Annotated in this window: 27 protein-coding genes; 8 read left to right on the top strand and 19 right to left on the bottom strand. The window is 67.9% G+C overall.

Annotated features, from left to right (window positions below):
• Positions 1-28: 28 nt before the first annotated feature.
• Both ASD42_RS13595 and ASD42_RS13600 read left to right on the top strand, forming a co-directional pair.
• On the top strand, positions 29-223 hold the full coding sequence (locus tag ASD42_RS13595) for a hypothetical protein (protein ID WP_131816577.1): 195 nt from the start codon (positions 29-31) through the stop codon (positions 221-223).
• A 130-nt stretch (positions 224-353) separates the two neighbouring features.
• On the top strand, positions 354-1,148 hold the full coding sequence (locus tag ASD42_RS13600; protein ID WP_056816278.1) for a thioesterase family protein: 795 nt from the start codon (positions 354-356) through the stop codon (positions 1,146-1,148).
• Here the strand turns inward: ASD42_RS13600 and ASD42_RS13605 are convergent, their stop codons facing one another.
• The 5 genes from ASD42_RS13605 to ASD42_RS13625 form a co-directional block, all read right to left on the bottom strand.
• A complete protein-coding gene (locus tag ASD42_RS13605; RefSeq protein WP_056814875.1) occupies positions 1,149-1,655 on the bottom strand; it encodes an SRPBCC family protein in 507 nt (168 codons plus the stop codon).
• A gap of 16 nt (positions 1,656-1,671) precedes the next feature.
• On the bottom strand, positions 1,672-2,001 hold the full coding sequence (locus ASD42_RS13610) for an ArsR/SmtB family transcription factor (protein ID WP_056814878.1): 330 nt from the start codon (positions 1,999-2,001) through the stop codon (positions 1,672-1,674).
• Positions 1,991-2,422, bottom strand: a complete 432-nt coding sequence (locus ASD42_RS13615; protein WP_056814881.1) for an SRPBCC domain-containing protein — start codon at positions 2,420-2,422, stop codon at positions 1,991-1,993. Before ASD42_RS13615 ends, ASD42_RS13610 begins: the two co-directional genes overlap by 11 nt.
• 75 nt (positions 2,423-2,497) lie before the next feature.
• The gene (locus ASD42_RS13620) at positions 2,498-4,021 is read right to left on the bottom strand and encodes an MFS transporter (RefSeq protein ID WP_235569402.1); all 1,524 of its coding nucleotides are present in this window, start codon (positions 4,019-4,021) and stop codon (positions 2,498-2,500) included.
• 146 nt (positions 4,022-4,167) lie between these two features.
• Positions 4,168-4,728 (bottom strand): TetR/AcrR family transcriptional regulator, encoded by a 561-nt coding sequence (locus tag ASD42_RS13625; RefSeq protein WP_056814885.1) that lies wholly within the window; start codon positions 4,726-4,728, stop codon positions 4,168-4,170.
• Between the two features lie 39 nt (positions 4,729-4,767).
• Here ASD42_RS13625 and ASD42_RS13630 point away from each other — a divergent pair, with 39 nt between their 5' ends.
• Positions 4,768-6,012 (top strand): KasA/KasB family beta-ketoacyl-ACP synthase, encoded by a 1,245-nt coding sequence (locus ASD42_RS13630; protein WP_056814890.1) that lies wholly within the window; start codon positions 4,768-4,770, stop codon positions 6,010-6,012.
• Positions 6,013-6,032: 20 nt separating this feature from the next.
• Here ASD42_RS13630 and ASD42_RS13635 read toward each other — a convergent pair whose 3' ends face one another.
• Genes ASD42_RS13635 through ASD42_RS13655 form a run of 5 tightly spaced genes read right to left on the bottom strand, consistent with a single transcriptional unit; the run spans position 6,033 to position 9,844 of the window.
• Entirely contained in the window at positions 6,033-7,013 is a 981-nt protein-coding gene (locus tag ASD42_RS13635; protein WP_084465442.1) for an ABC transporter substrate-binding protein, read from the bottom strand.
• Positions 7,014-7,061: 48 nt separating this feature from the next.
• On the bottom strand, positions 7,062-7,820 hold the full coding sequence (locus ASD42_RS13640) for an ABC transporter ATP-binding protein (RefSeq protein WP_084465441.1): 759 nt from the start codon (positions 7,818-7,820) through the stop codon (positions 7,062-7,064).
• A 43-nt stretch (positions 7,821-7,863) separates the two neighbouring features.
• Entirely contained in the window at positions 7,864-8,670 is an 807-nt protein-coding gene (locus tag ASD42_RS13645) for an ABC transporter permease (RefSeq protein ID WP_056814897.1), read from the bottom strand.
• Positions 8,671-8,715: 45 nt separating this feature from the next.
• Positions 8,716-9,138 (bottom strand): VOC family protein, encoded by a 423-nt coding sequence (locus tag ASD42_RS13650; protein WP_056814902.1) that lies wholly within the window; start codon positions 9,136-9,138, stop codon positions 8,716-8,718.
• Positions 9,139-9,196: 58 nt separating this feature from the next.
• The gene (locus ASD42_RS13655) at positions 9,197-9,844 is read right to left on the bottom strand and encodes a TetR/AcrR family transcriptional regulator (protein WP_056814904.1); all 648 of its coding nucleotides are present in this window, start codon (positions 9,842-9,844) and stop codon (positions 9,197-9,199) included.
• Between the two features lie 89 nt (positions 9,845-9,933).
• Between ASD42_RS13655 and ASD42_RS13660 the strand changes: the two genes are divergently transcribed.
• Positions 9,934-11,070 (top strand): epoxide hydrolase family protein, encoded by a 1,137-nt coding sequence (locus ASD42_RS13660; RefSeq protein ID WP_056814907.1) that lies wholly within the window; start codon positions 9,934-9,936, stop codon positions 11,068-11,070.
• A 103-nt stretch (positions 11,071-11,173) separates the two neighbouring features.
• Here the strand turns inward: ASD42_RS13660 and ASD42_RS13665 are convergent, their stop codons facing one another.
• The gene (locus tag ASD42_RS13665) at positions 11,174-12,316 is read right to left on the bottom strand and encodes a GTP-binding protein (RefSeq protein ID WP_056814912.1); all 1,143 of its coding nucleotides are present in this window, start codon (positions 12,314-12,316) and stop codon (positions 11,174-11,176) included.
• Between the two features lie 79 nt (positions 12,317-12,395).
• Here ASD42_RS13665 and thiD point away from each other — a divergent pair, with 79 nt between their 5' ends.
• Positions 12,396-13,244: a bifunctional hydroxymethylpyrimidine kinase/phosphomethylpyrimidine kinase gene (gene thiD / locus ASD42_RS13670; RefSeq protein WP_056814915.1), complete on the top strand. Its 849-nt coding sequence runs from the start codon at positions 12,396-12,398 to the stop codon at positions 13,242-13,244.
• Between the two features lie 239 nt (positions 13,245-13,483).
• On the opposite strand, the gene ASD42_RS13675 is transcribed toward thiD, so the two are convergent.
• Positions 13,484-14,215, bottom strand: a complete 732-nt coding sequence (locus ASD42_RS13675; RefSeq protein ID WP_056814918.1) for a TetR/AcrR family transcriptional regulator — start codon at positions 14,213-14,215, stop codon at positions 13,484-13,486.
• 150 nt (positions 14,216-14,365) lie between these two features.
• Here ASD42_RS13675 and ASD42_RS13680 point away from each other — a divergent pair, with 150 nt between their 5' ends.
• From ASD42_RS13680 to ASD42_RS13690, 3 genes are all read left to right on the top strand, one after another.
• Positions 14,366-14,992, top strand: a complete 627-nt coding sequence (locus ASD42_RS13680; RefSeq protein ID WP_056814921.1) for a class I SAM-dependent methyltransferase — start codon at positions 14,366-14,368, stop codon at positions 14,990-14,992.
• Between the two features lie 69 nt (positions 14,993-15,061).
• Complete coding sequence (locus ASD42_RS13685; RefSeq protein WP_056814924.1) at positions 15,062-16,339, top strand: glycosyltransferase; 1,278 nt, start codon at positions 15,062-15,064, stop codon at positions 16,337-16,339.
• The gene (locus ASD42_RS13690) at positions 16,336-18,342 is read left to right on the top strand and encodes a glycosyltransferase family 39 protein (RefSeq protein ID WP_056814926.1); all 2,007 of its coding nucleotides are present in this window, start codon (positions 16,336-16,338) and stop codon (positions 18,340-18,342) included. Before ASD42_RS13685 ends, ASD42_RS13690 begins: the two co-directional genes overlap by 4 nt.
• 90 nt (positions 18,343-18,432) lie before the next feature.
• On the opposite strand, the gene ASD42_RS13695 is transcribed toward ASD42_RS13690, so the two are convergent.
• The 7 genes from ASD42_RS13695 to ASD42_RS13725 all read right to left on the bottom strand — a co-directional run bounded on the left by ASD42_RS13695 (position 18,433) and on the right by ASD42_RS13725 (position 24,777).
• On the bottom strand, positions 18,433-19,212 hold the full coding sequence (locus ASD42_RS13695) for an SDR family oxidoreductase (RefSeq protein WP_056816286.1): 780 nt from the start codon (positions 19,210-19,212) through the stop codon (positions 18,433-18,435).
• Between the two features lie 74 nt (positions 19,213-19,286).
• On the bottom strand, positions 19,287-19,718 hold the full coding sequence (locus ASD42_RS13700) for a PIN domain-containing protein (protein ID WP_056814929.1): 432 nt from the start codon (positions 19,716-19,718) through the stop codon (positions 19,287-19,289).
• On the bottom strand, positions 19,709-19,915 hold the full coding sequence (locus ASD42_RS13705) for a hypothetical protein (protein ID WP_056814932.1): 207 nt from the start codon (positions 19,913-19,915) through the stop codon (positions 19,709-19,711). Before ASD42_RS13705 ends, ASD42_RS13700 begins: the two co-directional genes overlap by 10 nt.
• A 70-nt stretch (positions 19,916-19,985) precedes the next feature.
• Positions 19,986-20,600: a TetR/AcrR family transcriptional regulator gene (locus ASD42_RS13710; protein WP_056814935.1), complete on the bottom strand. Its 615-nt coding sequence runs from the start codon at positions 20,598-20,600 to the stop codon at positions 19,986-19,988.
• A gap of 4 nt (positions 20,601-20,604) precedes the next feature.
• Positions 20,605-21,387, bottom strand: a complete 783-nt coding sequence (locus ASD42_RS13715; RefSeq protein WP_056814938.1) for an enoyl-CoA hydratase family protein — start codon at positions 21,385-21,387, stop codon at positions 20,605-20,607.
• Positions 21,388-21,625: 238 nt separating this feature from the next.
• Positions 21,626-22,786, bottom strand: coding sequence for an acyl-CoA dehydrogenase family protein (locus tag ASD42_RS13720; RefSeq protein ID WP_056814941.1), 1,161 nt, complete (start codon positions 22,784-22,786; stop codon positions 21,626-21,628).
• A complete protein-coding gene (locus tag ASD42_RS13725) occupies positions 22,783-24,777 on the bottom strand; it encodes an acetyl/propionyl/methylcrotonyl-CoA carboxylase subunit alpha (RefSeq protein ID WP_056814945.1) in 1,995 nt (664 codons plus the stop codon). Before ASD42_RS13725 ends, ASD42_RS13720 begins: the two co-directional genes overlap by 4 nt.
• Between the last annotated feature and the right edge of the window lie 2 nt (positions 24,778-24,779).

The following is a 24,779-nucleotide window of genomic DNA, read 5'->3' on the forward strand; positions in this document are numbered from 1 at the left end:
CCGGCACGCCGAGTACTGGAGTGAATCAATGAAGCGCATCGTCGCCGGGGCCCTCGCGGCCGCCGCCCTGTCCGTCGCCGCCCCGCTCGGCACCGCCCAGGCCGCGTCCCTCCCGGTCGCCGACTCCGGTTCGTCGTCCATCGGCTGCACCTCCGACACCAGCCCGTGCGCCCTGCGTCCGCTGTTCGACCTGTTCACAGCGCTCTACACGGGCAGCGCCTAGGTCCGACCGCCGCGCGCGACCGACCGTCGCGGTGGGTCGCGCGCCGATCGGCGGATTCGCCCGGCGCGCAGCCACGGCCTACGAGCACCGCGGCTGCGCCCGGATCGTCGCGCGGGGTAACGTCGGCCGGGTGGCCGATTCCTTCTACCGCCAAGACCCCGCCGACCCGAACCGGTACCTCTCGACCGAGCTGACGCGGGGCCCGTGGTCGCCGGACGCCCAGCACGCCGGACCGCCGTCGGCTCTGCTCGGGCATGTGATCGAGCGTTGCGAGCCCCGGCCGGGATTCCAGGTCGGACGAGTCGCCGTCGAGATTCTCGGACCGGTGCCGCTGGCGCCGCTCACCGCGCAGGCGAAGGTGGTGCGCTCGGGGCGCAGTGTCGAACTGATCGAGGCGACCTTGTCGTCGGAGCGCGGACCGGTGATGCAGGCCAACGCGTGGCGGCTCAAGCTCGCCGAGCCCGCCCTCGAGCTGCCCACCGAGTTCCTGCCGACCGGCAGCAGGCCGCTGCCCACGGCGACGGAGCCGGAGCAGTTTCCCTCCGATCAGGAGATCGGCTTCCACACCGGCATCGAATACCGTTTCATCGCGGGCTCTTTCGCCGTGTCAGGGCCCGCTGTCTGCTGGATCCGGTTGAAGTACCCGATTGTCGCGGGGACCACCCCGAGTCCGCTGGAGCGCACGCTGGCCGCCGCCGATTCGGGCAACGGGGTCAGCGCGGTCCTCGACTGGTCGAAGTACCTGTTCATCAACACCGACCTCACCGTGACCCTGCATCGTCAGCCGGTCGGCGAGTGGGTGTGTCTGGACGCGGTCACCCATCCTCAGCCGCACGGCATCGGCCTCGCCGAATCCGCGCTGTTCGACGAGACCGGGCCGATCGGGCGCAGCACCCAGACGCTGCTCATCGCGCCGCGGGGCTGATCAGGGGCGCGGCTTCACCAAGTCGGCGTTGCCGTGCTTGAGCAGTTCCGACTCGCCGGTGCTCGTGCGCCGGAACGGGTCGCCTTCACCGGTGGTGAGCAGACCGCGCAGGCTGCTGGTGATGTAGGCGCCCCAGGCGTTGGAGCACACCTCGTAGCATTCCCCGGCCGGCACCAAACCCACATGGGTGAAACGGATTTCGGTGCCGTCGGCGTTCTCGGTGATGTCGAAGACGACGTCGGTGTCCTCCCATTCGGCGGTGTCGGCGATGAAGGACAGGTGCGAGTCGGTGACGTGCCAGACCAGGCGCTTGCCCGGAATCGACGTGGTGGTCGTCATGGTGCAGCGGTGCAGGCCGGGGACCTCGAAGAGGTAGCTGTCACCGACCGTGCCGGTGCTGCCCTCGATGGTCTCCGACCACCAGGCCCACACGTTGTTGATGGCCGCGAAGGCCTCGTCGGGAGTCTTGTCGACGGTGATGGTGGCGGTGAAGTCGTTGTCGCTCATTGCGTTTCCTTCCGGCTCAGCCGTCGAGATGCCGGCGGAGCGCGTCGAGTGGACCGTCCCAGTCACGGGACAGGGCGGCCAGAAATTGTTGTGCCACGTGCATCGGGGCGGAATCGAGGCGGTAGCGCACGCGCCGCCGCTCCCCCGGTTCCGCGATCACCAGGCCCGCGTCCGCAAGCAGGGCAAGGTGTTTCGCGATCGCCTGCCGGGTGATGGGCAGCCGATCGGCGAGGTCGGTCGCGGTGGCCGGACCGAGTGCGGCGAGTGCGGCGAGTACCGATCGCCTGCTCGGATCGGCCAGCGCGACGAAGACCCGTTCGGCGGTGGCCTCCAGCTCAGGCCGCATCGAGGTACTCGACGAGCTCGCCCAGCTCGCTCTTCCAGCCCCCGACATTGCCCTCGAAGGCCTCCTTGTGCGCCTCGTCGGGCAGCTGGGCGAAGCCGGTCTCGGTGACGGTCAGCCGGGTGCCGTCGCCGACCGGCTCGAGGCTGAATTCGACATAGGTGCGTCGCGGGTCGTCGTCGGGCAGTCCGTTGATCGGCCAGGTGTAGCCGAACACCGAGGGCTCCTCGACCCGCTCCACCCGTATGTCGGCGGCGAACCCTTCCTTCCAGGTCATTCGCATGTCGCCACCCGGCCGCAGGTCGATCTCGGCGGTATTGCCGAACCAGCTCCCCAGCCCTTCCGCGGTGGTGATGGCCGCCCATACCTTGGCGGGCGGATGCGCGAGCTCGACGGTCCGGACGATCTGATCAGGGAATCCCATGATGCCTCCTCATATATTGCAACCGATTGGTTGCAACTCAGGGTATTGCAACCAATCGGTTGCGTCAAGAGTGCGTCACCCGTGGTCGCCGGTGACACGGAAGCCTTTCGGAACCAGCCAGACCGTGCCGACAGCCACCACCGCGACGACGGCGGCCGAGATGTAGGACGTGGTGGTGAGGGCGACGTCGAAGGCATGGCCGGCGGCGTGGGCGAGTTCGTCGCGGGCGGGTTCGGGCAGGTCGGTGGCTACCTCGGCCGCCCCGCCGATCGAACCGCTCGCCTGGTCCAGCTTGTCGGCGGGGACGGAAAGGCCCGTCATGTGCTGACTGAAGATCCTGGCGTGCAGGCTGCCGAGCAGGGCGACGCCGAAACCGACGCCGACCTCGTAGTTGGTCTCCTCCACCGCACCCGCCTGGCCCGCCCGGTCCGCGGGCACGGCGCCGACCAGGACGGCGGCCGCCGCCGTCACGGCCATGCCGTCGCCGAGACCGAACGACACCAGCACCAGCGCCACCACCGGATAGGTGGTGGGTTCCGGACTCACCGCCAACAGCAGGAAGCCCAGCGCAACAGCGCCGAGACCGAAACCGAGCACCGCGCGGACACCGAATTTCTCCATCAGAAACGGCGTGAGCAGGGACGCGGTGAGCAGCGTGAGCGCGGCGGGCAACATCCGGATGCCCGCCTGCGACGGGCTGTAGCCGTGGACGTATTGCAGCCACAGCGAGATCAGGAACATGGCCGCGCCGATCGCCATCATGGCCACCAGCGTCGCGGCGGCCGCCGCGGTGAACGCGCCGTTGCGGAACAGCCGCACGTCGAGGAGCGGGTCGGTGGCGGTGAGCTGACGACGGGTGAACCAGGCCAGCGCGGCGATGCCGATCAGCAGGATCGCCCAGTCCACCTCGCTCGCTCCACCTTTCGCGAGGTGCTTGATGCCCCACGCCAGACAGACGATGCCCGCCACCGACAGCGCCGCGGCGAACCAGTCCAGGCTGCCCGCCTGCGGCGCACGGTATTCCGGCAACACCCACAGCCCCACCACCACCGTCACGACCACCACCGGCACGTTGAGCCAGAACGCCGACGCCCACCCGAAGTGCTCGACGAGGAACCCACCGACGATGGGCCCGACCGTGGCGCCGACACCGGCGACCGCCGCCCAGATCCCGATGGCCATGGTGCGTTCGCGCACGTCGGTGAAGATGTTGCGGATCAGCGACAGCGTCGACGGCATCACCATCGCACCGCCGATCCCGAGCAATACCCGCCCGCCGATCAACTGGGCCGCGCTCCCGGCGGTGGCCGCGACCACAGAAGCGATGCCGAACAGCACGAACCCGCTGATGAACAACAGCTTTCGCCCCACCCGGTCACCGAGCGCACCGGTGGTGATGAGCAGTCCGCCGAGCACGAGCCCGTAGATATCGATGATCCACAGCTGTTCCAGCGGCCCGACCTGCAAATCCTCGATCAGCGACGGCAACGCGACATTGAGAATCGTGGCATCCATCGCCACCAGCAACAGACTGGCGCACAACACCCCGAGCATCACCCAGCGCACCGACCCGTAGGACTCGTCCCGCGCTTCGCTCACCCTGGCCACCTCACCGACCGCTCGGCCCTCGACTCCGTTGACGACAAGCTACCCACAACAGTGGTGCCCGCCTCGCAACGCTCGCGGCAGGTCCGGCCGCGATCCGAGCACGCGAAGGCCGACTCGGGCCGATCACCGACGGGTGCTCAGCCGGGCAGGACCGCCTCGATGAGGGTGCGCGCGGCGCGGCCCGTGCGTTCCCGGTCGCCCGTGATCACACGGTCCTGGATGATGCCGCGTAATCCCGAGACCAGCAGCGTGGACACCACCTCGGGATCCTCGGCCAGCCCGGTCCGGCGGAGCGCGGCGGCGAGTTCGGTGACAAAGGTGGCGATCGCGGTGTTGGCGTAGTCCTGGTACGGCGAGCCGGGGGCACACGCGGCACCGAGCACCTGCAGCAGCACCCGCACGCTGTCGGCTTCGGCACCATCGGAATTCAAGTCGAAGAAGCCGATCAGCCGCTCGAGTAGCTGCGCGGGCTCCACGATGTCGGCGAACAGCGCGGCAAGGTCGGGTCGCTGTGTCGCCAAAGCCTGGACCAGCAGTTCTTCCTTGGTTCCGAAGTAGTAGATCAGCATGCGCGAGCTGGTCCCGAGCGCCGCGGCCAGCGGTCGCAGCGAGAGCTCGGCCAAGCCGTGCGACGCGATATAGGCGACGACGCCGGCCAGCATCTCGGCGCGCTTGCGGTGGTCGAGAGGACGGGCCATGGGTTGACTGTAGCGAGTGCTACAGGTATTCATGACATCATGACTGTACCGATCGCTTCAGAAACTCGGGACGGCGTCGTGGTGACCGCGTACGCGGCGACCACAGCACTGGCCGACACCATGGACGAGACCTGGTCGCGGCTGCTGCGTGGCGAGAGCGGAATCCGTGCGCTACCCACGGAATTCCTCGCCGAACACGAGCTGCCGGTGCGCATCGGCGGGCCACTGGTCACCTCGCCCGATGCCGAGCTCACGCGGATCGAGCAGCGCAGGCACTCCTATGTCGAACGGATGGCCCTCACTCTCGGCAGACAGGTCTGGCAGGCGGCGGGCACGCCGGAAGTCGACCGTGAGCGGCTGGCCGTGGCCATCGGTACCGGCCTCGGCGGCGGGGACGCGCTGATCGATGCCGTCGACGCGATGCGGGCGGGCGGCTACCGCAAGGTCTCTCCACTGGCCGTGCCGATGGTGATGCCCAATGGACCCGCCGCTACGGTCGGACTCGAAATCGGCGCGCAGGGTGGGGTTTTCGCGCCGGTTTCGGCCTGCTCGTCGGGGTCGGAGGCGATCGCGCACGCGTGGCGGCTGATCAGCACCGGCGAGGCCGATGTGGTGGTCACCGGCGGGGTCGAGGGTCACATCGACCCCGTTCCCATCGCGGGCTTCGCGATGATGCGGGCGATGAGCACCCGCAACGACGAGCCCGAGCGCGCCTCCCGGCCGTTCGACCGCGACCGCGACGGTTTCGTCTTCGGTGAAGCGGGCGCGCTGCTCGTGCTCGAATCCGAGCGGCATGCGACAGCGCGTGGTGCGCGGATCCACGCCAGAGTGCTCGGCGCGGGCATCACCTCCGATGCCTTCCACATCGTGGCCTCCGACCCGGCGGGCGCCGGCGCGGCGCGCGCGATGCGCAAGGCGATCCACACAGCGGGGCTGCGGATTTCCGATATCGACCACGTGAACGCGCACGCGACGTCGACCTCGGTAGGCGATGCCTCCGAGGCCGCGGCCATCACCGCGGTCACTCCCGACGCCTCGGTATACGCGCCGAAATCAGCGCTCGGTCATTCGATCGGGGCGGTGGGCGCGCTGGAATCGGTACTCACGATCCTGAGCCTGCGCGAGCAGATAGTCCCGCCCACTCTGAATTTCGACAACGCCGACCCGGCGATAGACCTCGACATCGTCGCGGGCACGCCGCGACCGCAGCGGATCGACTACGCGCTCAACAACTCGTTCGGATTCGGCGGCCACAACGTCGCGCTCGCGTTCGGAAAAGCGTAGCGGCGGTATTTCGGTGAGGGTTACGCCTTGTCGAAGCGGGTGTCGACGAAGGACTCGAAGTCGACCTTGCCGGGAATGGCCTTGGCCTTGGTGAAGGCGTCGGCGATCTCCTGTTCGGAGGCGATGACCTGGTCGGTCAGTTTGATCGGCTCCTTGATCGAGCGGGTCCAGGTGGTGCGGGAGGCGTCCACGCTGATCTGGGTCAGCTCTGCGTATTTGGTCGACCAGACGTCGAGGTTGTCCGAGGACCACTTGGTGGCGGCGGCGTAGCGCTGGAAGAAGTCGGCGAGGGCGGCGGACTTGCCCGCGTCGGCGACGGTCTTGTTGCCCGCTACCCAGAAGTTGTAGCCGTTGGCGGCCTGGTCGGCGGTGGCGATCGACTTGGCGCCGATCTCCTTTTCCGCGATGGCGGTGTAGGGGTCCCAGGTGGCCCAGGCGTCGACGTCACCGCGGGTGAGCGCGGTGTAGCCGTCGCCGGGGGCGAGGTAGACCGGCTCGACATCGCTCAGCGACAAGCCCGCCTTCTGCAGTTGCAGCAGCAGGTTCGCGTTGGCCGAGCTGCCCTTGTAGACGGCGACCTTCTTGCCCTTCAGCGCCGCGACGGAGGCGATCGTCGAGTCCTTGCCGACCAGGATCGCGTCGCCCTTGCCGGTCGCCGAGAGCGCGCCGACGATCTTGATGTCGGCGTCGGCGGCCGCGCCGAAGATCACCGGGGTGTTGCCGGTCTGGGCGATGTCGATGCCACCCGCGCTCGCCGCCTCGACCAGCGGCAGACCGGCTGTGAAGGTGGAGAATTCGATCTTGTAGGGCAGATTCTCCAGCTGTCCCGATGCCTTCAGCAGCACCTCGATCGAAATCGCCTTCTGATCACCGACTTTCAGCGTGACGGTGCTGAGGTCGACCGGACCCGAGGGTGCGCTCTCAGTGGCCGCGTCGTCACCGCAGGCGCTCAGTGTGAGCGTTGCGGCAACGGCGAGCGCGAGGCCTGCCAGACGGGACATCGGATTGCGTTTCACTGGAACAACTTTCGTGCGTCGGTGCGGAGGGGTTCAGTGTGTGACGCCGAGCAGCGCGAGCAGTCGCGTCGCGTATTCGGCGACTTCCGGCGCGGCGGCGGTGCGTGGGCGTGGCAGCTCGATGGGGACGTCGGCGGCGATGTGGCCGTCGTCGAGGACCAGGACGCGGTCGGCCAGGGTGATCGCCTCGAGCACGTCGTGGGTCACCAGCAGGACGCCGAATTCGCGCTGGGCGTGCAGGCGCAGGAGCAGGTCGTGCATCGTCAACCGAGTCAGCGCGTCGAGGGCGCCGAAGGGCTCGTCGAGCAGTAGCAGCGTCGGCTCGGCCACCAATGCCCGTGCCAGCGCGGCACGTTGGGCCTCACCGCCGGACAGGGTGAGGGGCCACGCGTCGGCGCGGCCCGCGAGGCCGACCTCGGCGAGCAGGTCGCGGGCGGCTTTCTCGTCGGCACGTCGATTGCGTGGCTTCGGCCTGCCGAGGGCGACATTGCGCACCACCGGCTGCCACGGGATCAACCGTGCTTCCTGGAAGACGATCGTCGGCCTGCCCTCGACGGAAACCTCACCGCGAGTGGCGGTATCGAGCGCGCCGAGGATGCGCAACAGCGTGGACTTGCCCGATCCGCTGCGTCCGACCAGCGCGACGATCTCGCCCGCGCCGATCTCGAGATCGATCCCGTCGAGCACGCTTCGTTCACCGAATCGCTTGCTCAGAGCGCTGATTCGGGCGGCGGGCACCCGGGCCGACCGAGCGGAGATAGGGGTGACAGTCGCGGCGGCGGCAGCGGTCATGATGGGAACCTCGTGATCGAACGGCGGCGGGTGACGGCGGACATCAGCGGTGCACCGCCGGGCGCCAGCGCAGGGCGCGGCGTTCGAGCAGTCGCACGATCGAGTCGGTGAGCAGGCCGAGCAGGCTGTAGACCACCAGGCCGAACACGACGATGTCGGTGCGCAGGAATTCGCGAGCGTTGTTGACGACGAAGCCGAGTCCCGCACTGGCATTGATCTGTTCGGCCACGATCAGCGAGAGCCAGGCGATGCCGAGACTCTGGCGCGCGCCGACCAGGATCTGCGGCAGGGCACCGGGCAGGACCAGCAGCCGCAGGCGTTCGGCGAGCCCGAGGTGCAGGGCACTGCCGAGTTCGAGCAGTTTCGGGTCCAGTTGGCGGATGCCCGAGAAGGTATTGAGGTACAGCGGGAAGAACACGCCGAGCGCGATCAGGTAGACCTTGGGTTCCTCGCCGATACCGAACCAGATGATGAACAGCGGGATCAGACCGAACAGCGGGATGGTGCGGATCATCTGCAACGGCGGGTCGACCGCGTACTCACCGATCTTGCTCAGGCCCGCGAGCACGCCGAGCACCAGCGCGAGCACCGCGCCGAGCGCGAAGCCGTACAGCGCGCGCTGGCCGGAGACCAGCAGGGCCTCGGTGAGCTGGCCGGAGCGGTAGGTTTCCAGACCCGCGTCGAGCACCGCGGACGGCGCGGGCAGCTTCTTGGCGGGGATCGCGCCGCTGGTACTGGCGAGCTGCCAGACGATCAACAGCGCGATCGGCGAGAGCGCGCGCAGGAACCCCGGGCGGCGGTACAGCGGGATCCGTCGCTCGTCGGTTTCGGTGGGCCTCTCCAACAGCATGCGAGCATGGTGCCCGCCGGAAGCGGTATACCGACAGGGTTCGAATCAGCTCGAGGATTTGTCGGCTCTGCTGGAGATCTGCTGCACTGCCCAGCCATTGCCGTCGGGGTCGCTGAAGAAGACGAAGCCGACATTGTCGAGCGGGTGCGGGACCGGCCGCGGATTCTTGCCGAGCTCCTGCACCTCGCTAACCTCGACCCCGCGCGCCACCAGCTCCGCGTGCGCCTGCTCGATATCGGGGACCACGAGTTGCAGGCCCTTCAGCGAGCCGGGCGGCATCTCCGGCACCGCGCCCTTGCCGATCACGATCGAGCAGCCGGAGCCGGGTGGGGTGAGTTGCACGATGCGCGCGTCGTCGGAGATCACCGAGTCGTGGTCGACGGTGAAGCCGAGTCGGTTGGCGTAGAAATCCTTGGCCCGGTCGATATCGGAGACCGGGACGATCACAACTTCCAGAGTCCAGTTCACTACGCGCCTCCGCGTTGTAGTCCGGGGTGATGCGCCAAGTCTGCCAGCTCCGAGCCGATCAGGACTTGCGTTCCCATCGCCACGCGAATTCTCCGGGGGCGGGGGGCGGCCCGGGCAGATCACCCTCGGCGGTGAGCCCGTCCACTATCACCGCCAGTACCCGTTGACGCAGTTCGGCGGTGCGCACCGGGTCGGGCATCGTGATCGCGGCGCAGGCCTCGAGGATCAGGCCGAGGTCGAGTGCGTCGATGTCGGGGCGCAGACGTCCGCTCGCGTGGGCGCGGCGAACCAGCTCCTCGCCGACCTCGCCCGAGTGCATGACGTCGGGAAGCATCGATTCGTCGGGGGTGAAGGTGCCCGCGAGGCGCGCGGTGAGCGAGTGCACGTCGGCCTCGACGACCCGTTCCAGGAATCCGACGAATCCGCGCCAACCGTCCGAATCCGCCAGTGCCGCATCGGCTTCGGCGTTGAAACGGCGCAACCCTTCGTGACAGAGCGTGCGCAGCAGCACCTCCTTGCTCGGATACCGCCGGTAGAGCGCGCTGATCCCGACCCCCGCTCGTTCGGCGACGGCGGCGATCGGCGCGTTCGGATCGTCGAGGAACACCGCGCGGGCGGCGTCGAGGATCAGTCCGTCGTTGCGCGCGGCCTGCGCCTTGCGGCCGGGCAAGCGTGGCTGATCTGCGGTTTCGTTCTGCTTCGCCATGAATATCAGGCTACCACTTGAAACGGAACGATCCGTTCTGCTATATTTGGAACAGAACGAAACATTCCGTTTCAATAAGAGGAGTCGACATGGCCACCATCACCCCGTTCCGGATCGCAGTTCCGCAGGCCCAGCTCGACGATCTCGCCGGCCGCCTGCGCGGCGCGCTGTTCCCGGACGAGCTGCCCGGCGTCGGCGATGCCTACGGGGTCCCGGCCGGTCGCGTCCGCAGCCTCGCCGAGTACTGGCTCGAGGAGTTCGATTGGCGCGCGCTGGAATCCGAGCTCAATGCCTACCCGCAGTTCACCACCGAGATCGACGGGGAGGACATCCACTTCCTGCACATCCGCTCCTCGCGCCCTGATGCGACGCCGGTGGTCCTCACCCACGGCTGGCCCGGTTCGATCCTCGAATACCTCGACGTGATCGCGCCGCTCACCGAGCCGGAATCGGCCGATCAGCCCGCCTTCCACCTGGTCATTCCCTCGCTGCCCGGTTTCGGCTTCTCCGGCCCCACCCGTAGCACCGGCTGGAACCGCTACCGCACCGCTCGCGCCTGGGTGGAGCTGATGGCGCGCCTCGGTTACGAGCGCTTCGGCGCCATCGGCAACGACGGCGGCTCGATGGTCTCCCCCGAAATCGGCCGGGTCGCGCCCGACGACGTGATCGGCGTGCACGTCACCCAGCTGTTCTCGTTCCCGTCCGGCGACCCGGCCGAGTTCGAGGGTCTCTCCGAGGCGGATATGGCCGCGCTGCAACATCTTCAGTGGTTCCACGAGAACAAGATGGCGTTCAACACCCTGCACAGCCAGCAGCCGCAGACCCTGGCCTACGCGCTGGCCGATTCCCCGGTGGGCCTGCTCGGCTGGAACGCGCAGCTGTTCGGCGAAACGCTCGACGCGCGGTTCGTGATCGCGAACGTGGCGCTGTACTGGCTCACCGGGACGGCCGGTTCGTCGCTGCGCTTCTACTACGAGGACGCGCACGCCGCCGAGCAGCCGACCGAACCGACCACGGTCCCGACCGGGCTCGCGATGTTCGCCGGCGATTTCCAGTCGATCCGCCGGTTCGCCGAGCGTGACCACAGCAAGATCGTCAGCTGGAACTCCTACGACACCAGCGCGGGCAAGGGCGGCGCCAACGACGCGGCCGGGCACTACGCCGCGCACGAGGCGCCCGAGGTGCTGGTCAACGACATCCGCGAGTTCTTCAACGGGCTCGCCTGATTCGATCAGGTGCCGCGGCCCACGCTCCCCTCATCGGTGCGTGGGTCGCGGCCCATTCGAATCATGCACCAGCGCAGTGTGATACGCGCACCAAAGATGCCAATCAGTGATGCACGTGCAAGTCAGCCCAGGCGGGGAACGGATCCGCATAGCCGGCCCACGCGCTCGCGCCCGCCGCGAACTCCACATCGGTGAGCAGCGCGGCGTCGAGTCGGCGCCGCACGTCGGGCGCGTCGAGACGCACCCCGATGAAGACGAGTTCCTGTCCCGCGGGCACTTCCAGCTCCGACCACCACGCGCCGGGCTCGAAGGTGATATTCGGTCCGGCCTGCGACCAGATCGCCGCCAGCTCCGGACGGCTCGCGATCCAGCAGAATCCCTTACTGCGCAACATCCCCCGCAGCTGCGCCAAGACGTCGGCGAGGCGCTGCGGATGAAAGGGACGATCGGCGACGAAGGTGATGCCGCTGATCCCGTATTCCTCGGTCTCGGGGGTATGTCCGCCCGCCAGTTCCGCTGCCCAGCCGTCCGATTCGGCGGCGACCTCCGGGTTGTAGCGGCCGGTGGCGAGCACCTCGGACAGATCGACGACGCTCTTCTCGGTGCGCAGCACGTGGGCGCGAGGGTTGAGCTTGCGCACGGTCGCCTCGACGGTGGCCGCCGCGTTCGCGCTGACCAGGTCGGTTTTGTTGATCAGCAGCAGATCGGCGAACTCCACCTGGTCGACCAGCAGATCCGCGATCGAGCGCCCGTCGCCCTCACCCGCCGCGAGATCGCGGTCGGCCAGCGCCTGGCCGCGAACCAGTTCGGCCAGGAAAGTGGAGGCGTCGACGACGGTGACCATGGTGTCGAGGCGGGCTATGTCACCGAGGCGGAACCCGTCGTCGAACTCCCAGTCGAAGGTGGCCGCCACCGGCATGGGCTCGGAGATACCGGTCGACTCGATCACCAGTTGGTCGAACCGGCCCGCGCGCGCCAGGCCGGCGACGGCCTCGATCAGGTCCTCGCGCAGGGTGCAGCAGATGCAGCCGTTGGTGAGCTCGACCAGCTTCTCCTCGGTGCGGTCGAGGTGCCCCTGGCCCGCGACCAGCGCCGCGTCGATATTGACCTCGCTCATGTCGTTGACGATGACCGCGACCCGGCGGCCGTCGCGGTTGGCGAGGATGTGATTGAGCAGCGTGGTCTTGCCCGCGCCGAGGAAGCCGGACAGGACGGTGACGGGCAGAGGCGTCAGGGTGTTGGTCACGAGAGTTAATGATAATGGTTTTCATTTGCAGTGCGCGGGCGGGGTCTCGCGGCGACGTGCGCGGCCGTAGGGTTGGGGCGTGAAGATGTTGCCGCTGACCCCCGATGGTCAGACCCCCGTTCGCGCGCTCACCATCGCGGGCACCGACTCCGGCGGCGGCGCCGGTATCCAGGCCGATTCGCGCACCATGGCGCTGTGCGGGGTGCACGCGTGCGTGGCGGTGGCGGCCGTGACCGTGCAGAACACGGTGGGCGTCAGCGGTTTTCACGAGATCCCGGCGCAGGTGGTGGCCGATCAGGTGCGGGTGGTCGTTCGCGATATCGGCATCGGCGCGGCCAAGACCGGCATGCTCGCCTCCACCGCGATCATCGAAGCGGTCGCCGAGGTATGTCGCGAGCTGGGAATCGGCCGTGACGGCACCATCCCGCTGGTGGTCGATCCGGTCGCGGCCTCCATGCACGGGGATCCGCTGCTGCACGCCGAAGCCCTCGAGGCAGTGCGTAATACGTTGATTCCACTCGCGACCGTCGTCACCCCGAACCTCGACGAGGTGCGCCTGATCACCGGCATCGAAGTGATCGACGACGCCACCGCGCGCAAAGCCGCCGAGGCGTTGCACGCGCTCGGCGCGCAGTGGGCGATCGTGAAGGGCGGGCACCTGCGCGCGTCGGAGTTCAGCACCGATCTGCTCTACGACGGCGACACCTTCCGCGAGTTCACCGCGCCGCGCATCGCCACCGGCAACGATCACGGCGGCGGCGACACCCTGGCCGCGGCGATCGCCAGCGCGCTCGCCAACGGCTACTCGGTGCCCGACGCGGTGGAATTCGCCAAGGAGTGGACCTACCGCTGCCTGGCCGCCTCGTACGACCTCGGCGCAGGTCACGGGCCCGTCTCACCACTCTGGAGACTCCACACCAACGCCTAGCGTGGCGTCGCGAACTTGTCGGTGCCCAGGTTCATACTGAACCCATCGCACCCCCCGCCGACCCCAAAGGCGTGATCGGCGAGAACAACGGAGTTCGTGTCGGGCGCGATGGATCGACGCAGACAACCAACCCACAGATCTCGCAAGAACATGGGTAACTCACCGACTCGAGCTAACCCATTCCGCACGCCCCGCCGGCCGCCGACGCAAGTCCGACATTGCCTGAGTCTGGCTAGAAGTCACGGAGAGGCGGAACAGAACGCGTCGCGCAGGGGTTTCGACGGGTCGATCTTGACTCCATTGAAGCGGGCGTGCGCCTGCGCCAGCGCCGAGATGCTCTCGGCCAGATAGTCGACGAAGCGCTCGACCGGCATCGCCGATACTTCGCGTTGATTCGCCCCGAGCCACCAGTCCGTGGCCGAGGCGACCGCACCGAAAATCGAATAGTTCACCAATTCGATCCCGGTCACATCGATCGATTCCGTCGGCAGCAGGCCCGCGAAGAATTCCGCTGCCCGCCTCGCCGATTGACGGGCCGCGACCAATGCGCGTTCGGTTTCCTTGGCCTGCTGGCTGAAATGACTGTGCAGCATGAACCGGAAGACATTCGGGTGTGCCGACACCACCGCCACATACTCGGCGGCCGCGGTGTGAACGAGTTCGGCGATCGAGTCGTCGGTGAGATTCACGCTGGTGAGGACGCGCTCCCAGAGCATGTCGCGCAGTCGGTCGACGATCGCGTTGTAGAGGTCGGTCTTGTCCTCGAAATGGCGATACAGCTTCGGTTTGGCCGCACCGGCCTCCTTGGCGATATCGCCCATACTCACATCGGGCCCGACCTGATCGAGCGCCCGGAAAGCCGCGTCGACGAACTCGATGCGCACCTGCACGCGATGTTCGCGCCAGCGTTCGGTCCGCGCGTCGACACGACGACGCGGCGCCTCGTCCGTCTTGGGGTAACCGCGCGTCACGGTAGTAATACTAGGGCGGGCCGTACCGCGGGTTACGCACCCCACCGAGAGCGGGAACACATTTGCTGAAACAGCAAAGTTTCTGGCGGTAATCAGGGGTGCCGATGCACTATCGGATGATCCGTTCACCCTGACTGACCAGGAGCATCGATGACCGAGACCGTGGCGAACGCCGAAGAGTTCTGGGAAGACTTCTACCGCGACCGTGAGCAGATCTGGACCGGTAACCCGAACCCCCTTCTGGTCCGTGAGGTCGCCGAGCTGCCCCCCGGGACCGCCCTCGACCTGGGTTGTGGCGAAGGTGCCGACGCGATCTGGTTGGCCGAGCGCGGCTGGCAGGTCACCGCGGTCGACATCTCCGCGACCGCGATGGAGCGCGGAGCGCGGCGGGCCACCGAGGTCGGCGTGACGATCGTGTGGGATCGCCACGACCTCCAAGCGAGCTTCCCGGCGGGCACCTTCGACCTGGTGTCCGCGCAGTTCCTGCACTCGCCGGTGGAGCGCCCGGACGAGCGGGCCGGGATTCTGCGCAGTGCGGCGGCTGCCGTCGCGCCGGGTGGGGTGCTGGTGATCGGCGCCCACGCGGCCGCGCCGAGCTGGGCCCCCAGCGAGATGCACGCCCATGTGTTCCCGACCATCGAGCAGGTACTCGAGCAGCTCGAGCTCGGACCCGAGTGGCAGGCCGAGACCGCCGAGCTGGTCCACACCCCGTCGACCAGCCCCGACGGTGTGGTCGGCCAGCGGGTCGACAGCGTGCTGCGCCTGCGTCGCGGCTGATCACGATCCCCAGCAACCTCCCAGCTCGGTCCCAGCTCGGTGGCAGCGCGGCCATCGAGTCTGGGTGTCATGACTCAGACCGAGGCCGAGCAGAAGGCCATGCAGAGCAGCCGCGCGCCGGTGCTCGACGTAGTGATACCCGTTTACAACGAAGAGGTCGACCTCGGCCTGTGCGTGCGCAGATTACATAGCTATCTGCGCGCCGGATTCCCCTTCACGGCCCGCATCACCATCGCCGACAATGCCAGCACCGACGCCACCCTCGCGGTGGCCGAGCTGCTCGCGGCGGAGCTCGACGGCGTCCAGGTACTGCACCTGGACGCCAAAGGGCGTGGGCGGGCATTGCGGACCGCGTGGGAGGGGTCGGACGCGGCGGTGGTGGCGTACATGGACGTCGACCTGTCGACCGACCTGAACGCGCTGTTGCCGCTGATCGCACCGCTGGTGTCCGGACATTCCGACCTCGCGATCGGCACCCGGCTCGACTCCTCTTCCCGGGTGGTGCGCGGACCCAAGCGCGAAATCATCTCCCGCTGTTACAACCTGCTGCTGAAAACAACGCTGCGGGCAGGCTTTTCCGATGCGCAATGCGGATTCAAAGCCGTGCGAACCGAGGTGGCGCGCGAGCTGCTGCCGCTGGTGCGCGATGGCGAATGGTTCTTCGATACCGAACTGCTGGTGTTGGCCGAGCGCGCGGGTCTGCGGATTCACGAGGTGCCCGTCGACTGGATCGACGATCCGGACAGCCGGGTCGACATCATCGATACCGCGCGCAAGGATCTGCGCGGGATCTGGCGGTTGACCAGGGCACTGACCACCGGCGCGCTTCCCGTGGACGAGTTGCGGGCCGCCGTCGGGCGTGAGCCGCTGGTGGCCGGGGTGCCGCTCGGCATGGTCGGCCAGCTGGTGCGGTTCGCGATCGTCGGGGTGACCTCGACGCTCGCCTACATCGCCCTGTATCTGCTGTTGCAGCCGTTGGTCGGCAGCCAGGGCGCCAATCTGGTGTCGCTGCTGATCACCGCGGTGGGCAATACCGCCGCCAATCGGGCGTTCACCTTCGGTGTGCGCGGACGCGGCAACGCGGTGTCGCACCAGTTCCAGGGCTTGGCCATCTTCGCGTTCGGGCTGGCGATCACCAGCGGGTCGCTGTTCGCCCTGCACCGTTGGGCTCCCGACGCGCCCGTCGCGGTGGAGCTCACCGTGCTGATCACCGCCAATCTCGTTGCGACGCTTGCTCGTTTCGTGGGTCTGCGCTGGGTGTTCCGGCACGCGGGCGTCGGCGATGCCACTGTCACCCCGGTCGTCGGGTCGGCAGAGCGCATGAGCGCGCTGGGGGTTCGCCGATGACCACGACCATCGCCCCACCGTCACCCACCGGGATCGTGAACGCCGAGCCGAACCGAAAGCGTTGGGAACGACCCGCTTTGGCGGCGCTGCTGATCGGCACGCTGATCGCCTATCTCATCAATCTGAGCGCCAACGGCTGGGCCAACGACTTCTATGCCGCTGCGATACAGGCGGGTTCGCAATCGTGGGAGGCGTTCTTCTTCGGTTCCTCCGATGCCGCCAACTCGATCACCGTGGACAAACCGCCCGCTTCGCTGTGGGTGATGGAACTTTCGGTACGGCTGTTCGGGCTCAACAGCTGGAGCATGCTGGTGCCGCAGGTCCTGCTCGGCGTGGCGAGCGTCGCGCTGTTGTGGGCGACGGTGCGCAGGTCGTTCGGACCGGCGGCGGGGTTGATCGCGGGCACGGCCCTCGCGGTGACTCCCGTTGCGGTGCTGATGTTCCGGTTCAACAACCCTGACGCGCTGCTCGTGTTTCTGATGATCGGGGCCGCGTGGGCGATGACGCGTGCGATCGCGGACGGGCGCTGGCGCTGGTTGCTGCTCACCGGCGGATTGATCGGATTCGGGTTCCTCGCCAAGCAGTTGCAGGTGCTGCTGGTGGTGCCGCCCCTGGCACTGACGTATCTGATCGCCGGGCCGCCGAAGCTGGGCAAGCGGATCGCGCAGCTTTTCGCCGCCGGTGCGGCAATGGTTGTCGCGGCGGGCTGGTGGTTGCTCGCGGTCGAGCTGTGGCCCGCGAGTTCCCGGCCGTGGATCGGTGGGTCGCAGAACAATTCGATCATCGAACTCACCCTCGGCTACAACGGGCTCGGGCGGTTGAGCGGCAACGAGACCGGCAGCGTCGGGCCAGGCGGTGAACTGCCCGCCGGCGGGAACGGGATGTGGGGCAGCACCGGGATCACCCGGATGTTCGAACCCGCGCAGGGCGGTCAGATCGCGTGGTTGATTCCGGCGGCGTTGCTCGCGCTGGTGGTCGGGCTCGTGTTGCGTGGTCGCGCGCCGCGTACCGATCGTCGTCGGGCCGCGCTGATCCTTTGGGGCGGTTGGCTTCTCGTCACCGGTTCGGTGTTCAGCTTCATGGCGGGGATCTTCCACCAGTACTACACGGTGGCGCTCGCGCCTGCTGTCGCGGCGCTGGTGGGAATCGGGGCCGTGCAGATCTGGGGTGCGCGGGATCGGCTGTGGGTGCGGTGCGCGGGCGCGCTTGCCATCGGGCTCAGCACGGCGACCGCGTGGATGTTGTTGTCGCGCAGCCCTTCCTTCCTCCCCTGGTTGCGATGGGTGATTCTGGTCGTCGGCGTTGTCGCCACCGTTGCCTTCGTGTTCCCGCTGACGCGCAAGCAGTCGGTGATCGCCGCGCTCGCCGCCGCCTGCATCGGGCTCGCCGGGCCGATCGCCTACTCCGTCGACACCCTCGCGTCCGCGCATTCCGGCGCGATTCCGTCCGCGGGGCCGAGCGCCGGTGGCATGCACGGGATGGGCGGGCCCGGTATGCGGCCCGGCGGCGACGGCAACGCTCCAGGTCAGATCGACGGGTCCGCCGCCCCGGGCGCCATGCCCGACGGTGCCCGAGGCGCTACGACCGTTCCGGACGGCGCTGTGAATGGAGATGATCAGCGGATGGGTGGCGCCGGTGGGCTGCTCGGCGGATCACGGCCGAGCGACCAGATCGTCACCCTGCTCGAGACGAACGGGACGGACTACACCTGGGTGGCCGCCGCGGTCGGGTCGAACAGCGCCGCCGGGTACCAGCTCGCCACCGAGCTGCCCGTGATGCCGATCGGCGGCTTCAACGGCAGCGACCCGTCCCCCACCCTCGAACAGTTCCAGCAGTACGTGGCCGACGGCAGGATCCACTACTTCGTCGCCGGCGGGCGCGGTGGCCCCGGCGGGAACAGTGCATCGACCAGCTCGGCGATCACCACCTGGGTGACGGCGAACTACACCGCCACCACGGTCGACGGGGTAACCCTCTACGACCTCACCCAACCGAAGTCGTAGCTCCCTAGAACACGCCGGGCCCGGCGGATCATCTCGATCCGTCGGGCCCGGCGTTCGTGTCGCGGCCGACCGCACTCGGTCACAGCTGCGTCAGCGAGCGACGGCCACCGTGGCGGCGATCCACTCGGCGAAGGTCGGACCGGCCAGGGTGGCGTGCGGGGAAGGCAGGAGGGTGCCGTTCTCGAACTGCTCGCGGTCCGGGTTGGCGGAGTCGGAGGTCTCGATGATCTGGAGGGCATCACCGCGAGCCGCTACCAGCGCGGTGGCGGCAGCGGCCATCGTCTCCGGCTGGGGACCCGCGATCTCGGGGAACGGAACATCCTCGGCGGCGATCGGATTCACGGCGAGGTCGACCAGTGCCTCGGCGACGGTTCGAGCGGCAACCAACTGGGTGCGCATGCCCTCGATGTAGGCGACGCCATCCTGGGTGCCCCACCCCACCATGACCTCGACGAGCTCATGGAACTGCGCGGCACGCAGAATCTGCACCGGCAGAGCGCCTTTGAGCAGCTCCTGCTCATGGGCGAGCTTGGCGGCGTTGTACCCCGCGAGCGAACCGTCGATCCCGATGATCGACACGACGACGAGCCGCTCCACCCCCGCCCGCTCCCCTGCCGCATGCAGATTCCGCGCGGAGGAGGTGAAGAACTCGGTCGCCACCTGCTGGTCCGCCGAGGACGTACTGGAGGCGTCGATGACGATATCCACCCCGTTCAGCGCCTCGTCCAGCCCCACACCGGTCTCGATATCCACCCCGTCGGCCCGCGAGAAGGCCACCACCTCGTGCCCGCGCTCGACCAGCACATCCACCACATGCTTGCCCAGCCGCCCGGTCGCCCCAGCCACCGCGATCTTCTTCTGCTCCGCCATGATCCACTCCTCCGTCGCTTCTTTCGCGTTCACAGAGTCGACGAAGTAGGCGACCGGAGTGTGACATCACCTGGTCACGATGTCTCGAGACTCCCTCGAGGGGCGACCCAGCGGTGATCGAGATCCACCACCGATGCCACAGTGTCGAAATCGGAATCGTAGTGGAACAGGACAAGGCGGTGTTCTATCGCAAGCACCGAAGCGAGCAGGTCATGGATGCCGACCGCGCGGTGGCGGCCCGACCGCGCAAGTTCGCGTTGGATCGTGAAAGCGCTTTGCCAGTGTTCGTCGTTGGTAGGCAGGTACTCATAGGCAGCGCGGCGCCGAAAACGAATCTGTTCGTATTCAGCGGGGCTTCGGGCGCTATAGAGCGCCTCGGAATCGAGCGGTGCGCAGGTGGCGATCAATCCGGCCTCGAGCAGCGGCCCGAGTGCGGCCCCCACGTCCGGATGACGCATTCGAGCGGCCGCGCTGGTGTCGATGAGATAGCGCGCCGTTATCGCCATACGTCGTCGCGCCGATCCTTGTCGGCCATTTCGGCCATGCCACCGTTGACCAACCATTCGACTTCGCTCGCGCGCGCATGCGCCACCACGGCCGAGTTCAGCGCGGCGCGAACGGTATCGGAGACGCCAGCGGTCCCGAGCGCGTCCTGCGCGGACTCGAGTAGCTCGTCGTCGATCTCGATCAGACGTTTGGTCATCACACAGTCCCTCGATATATATTCCCCCCTGCCCGAACTATATACTCCGAAACGACCAGGTCACAAGGGCTCAGTGGGTGATGTTGAGGGCGGTGTGGAGGGTAGCGGCCCACTGGTCGACGATCAGTTTGCGGCGGGCGGAGTCGTCGGTGAGGACGTCGGCGAGGCCGAGGCCGCGGGCGAGGTCGAGGGTGGCCTGAACCAGGTGGTGGGCGACCGGGTCGGAGTCGTCGACGCCGAGCGCCTCGACGGCGCGGCGGTGGGAGGTCCGGCCGAAGCGGGCCTCGAGGGGGAGGATGCGTTCGCGCAGGGCCGGATCGGCGGCGGCGTGGGTCCAGACCTGGAGGGCGGCTTTGAAGAACGGTGTGGTGTAGGACTCGACCAGCGCGGAAACGACCGCGCGCGTTCGGCCTTCGCCCTGGGCGACCGCGTTCACCGTCTCGGCTTCGGCCTTGGCCATGTCCATCCGGAACTCGAACATGAACTCGAGCGCGGCGGTGATCAGTTCCTCACGAGTGGGGAAATGGTGTTGAGCGGCGCCACGCGACACCCCGGCCCGCTCGGCGACCACCGACACGGTGGCAGCTGCCCAGCCGGTTTCGGCCAGGCAGTCGATGGTCGCCTCCAGCAGCCGCTGCCGGGTGGCCCGGCTGCGGTCCTGCTTGGGTTCGTGGGGTGTCGCCATCGGACTATTGTGCCCAGTTGGGTGGGCGCTTCTGGAAGAAGGCCGTCATGCCCTCGATCACCTCCGGGGTGCCGAAGAAGCTCGCCGACCGCTTGGCCAGTGCTTCTGCCTCGGCATCGAAGGTCGCCAGCAGGGCCGCGTTGACCAGTTTCTTGGACTCGGCCAGTCCCTGCGGTGAACCCTTGCGCAGCTCCCCTGACAGGCGTTTCACCTCGGCGGCGGCGTCTTCGGCGGCCACGGTGACCAGGCCGATCTCCTGCGCGGTCGCGGCGTCGAACTTCTCGCCGGTCAGGAAGTAGCGGCTCGCGGCCCGCTGGTCCAGCCGCGGCACCAGGGTGAGCGAGATCATGAACGGCGCCATCCCGATGCGCACCTCGGTGAGCGCGAAACTGCTGCCAGACCCCGCGACGACGAGGTCGCAGGCCCCGATGATGCCCATGCCACCGGCGCGGACATTGCCGTCGATCTGCGCGATCACCGGCTTGGGCGAGGCGAGGATGCCACGCAGCACGTCGATCATCACGCGGGTGCGCTCGTCGGCGGCCACCGCGGGATCGGCGGTGCTCGCCTCCTTGAGGTCGGCGCCCGCGCAGAAGGTGTCGCCGGTGTGGGCGAGGACAATGCCACGCACAGCGGGATCAGTTGCCGCAGCATCGAATCCCGCCAGCAGCTCACGAACCAGCTTGGACGAGAGCGCGTTCCGGTTGTGCGGCGAATCGAAGGTCAGCGTCGCGAACCCATCAACAACCTCGTACCGCACATAAGGACTATCAGCCGATCCGTCCATCAAAGCCTCCTCTTAAATCCACTGAATCCGCCATGACCACCCAACCCAGCCCCCACCCGCGACCCATAGGGAGCGGCGGCCACGAAGTGGCCGGTCGCGGCCGGGTCGCCGGTTAGCCGCCGGGGCGTAGGCGACGAAGGAGCAAGCCCCGGTGGCTAACCGGCGGCCCCTTGGGGCCGCGACTCGAGCGCGCCAGCGCTCCAATAAACACAGTCAAACCTCCTGGGACTACCGAACATCAGTAAGACCTAGGCAAACCCAACGAGTGCTGAGAAACGAAGTTCAAAATCATCTCGCGGCTCACCGGGGCGATGCGCATGATCCGCGCCGCCTGGAGCATGGCCGCCAGGCCGACCTCACGGGTCAGACCCGAACCGCCGTGGGTCTGGATCGACTGATCGAGGGCCTTGATGCTGGCCTCGGCCGCCGCGTACTTGGCCATATTGGCGGCCTCGGCGGCGCCGAACTCGTCGCCCGTGTCGTAGAGGGTCGCGGCCTTCTGCATCATCAGCTTGGCCAGTTCCAGCTCGATCTTGATCTGTGCGAGCGGATGCGAAATACCCTGGTGCGCACCGATCGGGGTCTTCCAGACCGTGCGCTCCTTGGCGTATTCCACCGCGCGGTCGATGGCGTAGCGGCCCAGACCGATCGCCATGGCCGAGCCCATGATGCGCTCGGGGTTCAGCCCGGCGAACAGCTGCGCCAGCGCCGCGTCCTCGGAGCCCACCAGGGCGTCGCCCGGCAGGCGCACGTCGTCGAAGAACAGCGTGTACTGGTGGTCGGGTTCGATGACGTCCATCTCCTGGACGTTCTTCACCAGGCCGGGCGCGTCGACCGGCACGATGAACAGCGCGGGCTTGAGCTTGCCGGTCTTGTGGTCGGAGGTACGCGAGACCACCAGGATGGCCTCGGCCTGATCGACACCGGAGATGAAGATCTTGCGGCCGTTGAGGATCCAGTCGTCACCGTCGCGGCGGGCCGTGGTGGTGATCTGATGCGAGTTGGAGCCCGCGTCGGGCTCGGTGATCGCGAAGACCATCTTCGAGGTGCCGTCGGCGAGCTTGGGCAGCCAGGTCTGCTTCTGCGCGTCGGTGCCGTACTTGGTGATGATGGTGCCGCAGATGGCCGGGGACACGACCATCAGCAGCAGGCCCGCACCCTGGGCCGAGAGCTCTTCCTGCACGAGCGCCAGCTCGTACATGCCCGCGCCACCGCCGCCGAACTCCTCCGGCAGGTTCACGCCGAGGAAGCCGAGCTTGCCCGCTTCGTCCCACAGTTCGGTGAGCGGCTCGTTCTTGCGCGAGAGCGGCAGCACGTAGTCGCGGTAGTTGTACTTCGACGCGAGCGACGCGACCGCCGCCCGCAGCGCGGTCTGCTCTTCCGTTTCGATGAAACTCATGCTTGCTCCTGCTCTTCTTCCTCGACGACGGCGAGGACGGTTCCGACCTCGACCTGCTGGCCGACGGTCACATTGAGTGCACTGAGAATGCCGGTGGCGGGTGCGGCGATGGTGTGCTCCATCTTCATCGCCTCCAGCCACAGGATCGGCTGCCCCTGCTTGACCTGGTCACCTTCGGCGGCGCCGAGGCGGATCACGCTGCCCGGCATCGGCGCGAGCAGCGAACCGGCCGCGACCTGCTCGGACGGGTCGGTGAAGCGCGGCAGCCTGCGCACGGCCACCGGGCCGAGCGGGGAGTCGATCGCGACGAGGTCGTCGTAGCGGGCGATCTCGAATTGCCTACGCACCGAGCCACGTTCGCCGGGAACACCGAGGACCACGCGGTCGGCGGACACCGAGATCAGTTCGAGTCCCTCAAAACCCTCGACCGCGACACCGGTGCGGGTGAAGCGGTAGCGCACCTCGTGCGTACCGGTGGTGCGGCTCTCGTAGGACTTGGTCTGCGGCTGCGAAGGCAGGTTGCGCCAGCCGCTCGGGGTGAGTCCGGCCAGTCGCGAGGTGCTTCGGTTGGCCGCTGAATCAGCCAGCGCCGCGGCCACGATCGAGAGCGCCTCGTCGGCCTCCGACGCCAGCGGCGCCGAGAGCACGGCCAGGTCGTGGGTGGCGAAGAAGGCGGTGTCGGTGTCACCGGCGAGGAACGCCGGGTGGCGCAGCACCCGCACGAGCAGATCACGGTTGGTGACCAGGCCGTGGATCTTGGCGCGCTGGAGCGCGGTGGCGAGCAGATGCGCTGCCTCCGCGCGGGTTTCGGCGTAGGAGATCACCTTGGCCAGCATCGGGTCGTAGTGCACGCCGACCAGCGAGTTGTCCACGACGCCGGTGTCGAGTCGTACGCCGGGCTGATCGAGGACGGTGAATTCACCGGCGGTGAAGGGAATCTCGATCTTGTACACCGGGCCGCTCTGTGGCTGCCAGTCGTTGGCGGGGTCCTCGGCGTAGAGGCGGACCTCGATCGAGTGACCGCGCTGCGCGGGCTGGTTCGCGGGCAGCGGCAGACCAGCGGCCACCTGCAACTGCAGGCGGACCAGGTCGAGGCCGGTGGTCTGCTCGGTGACCGGATGTTCCACCTGGAGGCGGGTATTCATCTCCAGGAAGAAGAAGTCGCCCTTCTCGTCGGCCAGGAACTCGACGGTGCCCGCGCCCTCGTAACCGATCGCCTCGGCTGCCAAACGCGCCGCCTCGAACAGCCGCTCACGCATGCCGTCGATCTTCTCGACCAGCGGCGACGGGGCTTCCTCGACGACCTTCTGATGACGACGCTGGATCGAGCACTCACGCTCGCCCACCGCCCAGGTCTTGCCGAAAGTGTCCGACATGACCTGGACTTCGATGTGACGCCCGGTTTCCAGATAGCGCTCACAGAACACCGTCGGATCGCCGAAGGCCGACTCGGCCTCGCGCTGGGCGCCGGCGATCTGATCCCGCAGTTCGGCCAAGTCGCGCACGACACGCATGCCGCGACCGCCACCACCGGCGGACGCCTTGATCAGCACGGGCAGGTGCGCGTCGGTGACCTCGGCCGGGTCGAGCTCGGCGAGTACGGGAACTCCGGCGGCGTCCATCATCTTCTTGGACTCGACCTTGGAGCCCATCTGCTCGATGGCCGCGACCGGCGGACCGATCCACACCAGACCCGCGTCGAGCACCGCCCGCGCGAATTCGGCGTTCTCGGACAGGAATCCGTAGCCGGGGTGGATTGCGTCGGCACCGGCCGACAAGGCGGCCTCGATGATCAGCTCACCGCGCAGGTAGGTCTCGGCGGGCGTGTTGCCGGGCAGCCGGATGGCGGCGTCGGCTTCCGACACGTGGGGTGATGCGGCATCAGCATCGGAATAGACCGCGGTGGTACCGATACCCATCCGCCTGCACGTGGCGAACACGCGACGCGCGATTTCTCCACGGTTGGCAACAAGAACGTTAGTAATCGTCATGT

Origin of the sequence: Nocardia sp. Root136, assembly GCF_001427185.1 — a bacterium.
Classification (GTDB): Bacteria; Actinomycetota; Actinomycetes; order Mycobacteriales; family Mycobacteriaceae; genus Nocardia; species Nocardia salmonicida.